The organism is Luteimonas sp. 8-5, assembly GCF_029763755.1.
Taxonomy (GTDB): domain Bacteria; phylum Pseudomonadota; class Gammaproteobacteria; order Xanthomonadales; family Xanthomonadaceae; genus Cognatiluteimonas.
In genome coordinates, this window is the sequence record NZ_JARUVM010000149.1 from 1 (window position 1) to 2265 (window position 2265).

The 2265-nt window shown below is 70.9% G+C and carries 1 protein-coding gene and 1 pseudogene; both read left to right on the forward strand.

Annotation, left to right across the window (positions count from 1 at the left end):
- The coding region (locus QAA18_RS12235; protein WP_279413312.1) for an Rne/Rng family ribonuclease at positions 1 to 1208 on the forward strand (1208 nt) is incomplete at its 5' end.
- Positions 1209 to 1211: 3 nt separating this feature from the next.
- Positions 1212 to 2265, forward strand: a pseudogene (locus QAA18_RS12240) (hypothetical protein); the annotation flags it as partial.

The following is a 2265-nucleotide window of genomic DNA, read 5'->3' on the forward strand; positions in this document are numbered from 1 at the left end:
GCGACGGCCAGGACGTAGTCGTGCAGGTGGTCAAGGACCCGATCGGCAGCAAGGGCGCGCGCCTGACCACGCAGATCAGCATTCCCTCGCGCTACCTGGTGCTGTTGCCGCAGTCGCGGGTGGTCGGCGTGTCGGCGCGGATCGAGGACGAAGCCGAGCGCGGGCGGCTCAAGGCCCTGGTCACCGAGCTGGCCGCACCGCACGGGGAGTTCGGTTACATCGTGCGCACCAACGCCGAGGGCCAGCCGGCCGAAGCGCTGGCCGAGGACATCGCCTACCTCAGCCGCGCCTGGGCGTTGATCGAGACCCGGGTGCGCGACAGCGAGGTCGGCAGCTGCGTGTACGAGGACCTGAGCCTGCCGATGCGCGCGGTGCGCGACCTGATGCGCCGCGGCGTGGAGAAGGTCAAGGTCGACTCGCGCGAGACCTGCGAACGCCTGCGCGGGTTCGCCGCGCAGTACATGCCCGCCCTGCTGCCTGCCGAGGAGCCCGGCCTGGCCGAGCGCATCGAGCACTACGGCGGTGCGCGCCCGATCTTCGACCTGTACGGCGTCGAGGACGAGATCCAGAAGGCGCTGGAAAAGGAAGTGCCGCTGAAGTCCGGCGGCTACCTGGTGATCGACCAGACCGAGGCGATGACCACGGTCGACGTCAACACCGGTTCCTTCCTCGGCCAGCGCAACCTGGAGGAAACCGTCTACCGCACCAACCTGGAGGCGGCGCAGGCGGTGGCGCGGCAGCTGCGGCTGCGCAACCTGGGCGGCATCATCATCATCGACTTCATCGACATGCACGACGCCGAACATCGCCGCCAGGTGCTGCGCACGCTGGAGAAGTCGCTGGCGCGCGACCATGCGCGCACCACGGTGTACGACTTCTCGCCGCTGGGCCTGGTGGAGATGACCCGCAAGCGCACCGTCGAGTCGCTCGAGCGGCAGCTGTGCGAGCCCTGCCACGAGTGCGGCGGCCGCGGCATGCTCAAGACCAGCGAAACCGTCACCTACGAGATCTTCCGCGAGATCACCCGCGCGGTGCGCCAGTTCGAGGCGGCGCGCCTGCTGGTGATCGCCTCGCCCAAGGTGGTCGCGCGCATCACCGACGAAGAGTCGGCCGCGGTCGCCGAACTGGAGGAGTTCCTCGGCAAGTCGATCCGCTTCCAGGGCGATTCGCAGTACCTGCAGGAGCAGTTCGATGTCGTGCTGCTCTGAGCAATGAAGCCGTCGCTGCAACGCCGCCTGCGCGCCGCGCGGCGCGGGCTCTGGTACGCGCTCGCGATCGGCCTGGTGCTGATGGCGGTGGTGGCGGGCGTGGTCAGCCAGCTGCTGCCGCTGGCCGAACGGCACCCGGATGCGATCGCGAAGTGGCTGGGCGAGCGCATCGACCGGCCGGTCGCCTTCGACCGCATGCAGACCCGCTGGACCCGGCGCGGGCCGCTGCTCCAACTGGATGGATTGCGCCTGGGCGAAGGCGCGGACACGATCCGCATCGGCGACGCGGAGATGCTGGTGTCGCAGTACGCCGGCCTGCTGCCCGGCAGCTCGTTCACCGAGCTGCGCCTGCGCGGGCTCGAACTGACCCTGGAGCGCAGCGACGACGGCCGCTGGCAGGTACGCGGCCTGCCGGGCGACGCCAGGCCCGGCGCCGATCCCTTCGCCGCGCTGGAAGGCCTGGGCGAGCTGCAGGTCATCGGCGGCAAGCTGGCGATCGACGCGCCGTCCCTGGGTATCGATGCGCGCCTGCCGCGCGTGGACGTGCGCCTGCAGGTCGACGGCGAGCGGGTGCGCATGGGCATGCGCGTGTGGGCGCGCGACGACAGCACACCGGTATCGGCGACGGTCGAACTCGAGCGCGGCAGCGGCGACGGCCGCGCGCATGTGCTGGCCCGCCGCATCGAGATCGATGCGTGGTCGCCGTTGCTGCGCATCGCCGGTGTCGTCGCCGAATCCGGCACCGGCCAGGGACAGGCCTGGGCGACGCTGCGCGGCAACCGCATCGAGTCGGTGCTGTTCGACGGCCGTTTCGACGCGCTCTCGCTGCGTGGAGCGCCGCTGGCCGGAGGCAAGGTGCCGCGCGTGCGCCTGCAGCAGGTGCAGGCACGCACGCGCTGGCAACTGCAGCCCGCTGGTTGGCGCATCGACGCGCCCGCATTGCGGATCGGCGATGAGGTCCTCGATGGCCTGGTCATTGCCGGCGGCCGGCACAGGGCCTTGCTGGCATCGCGGCTGCAGGTCGCGCCGCTGCTGCAGCTGGCCGCGCTGAGCGACC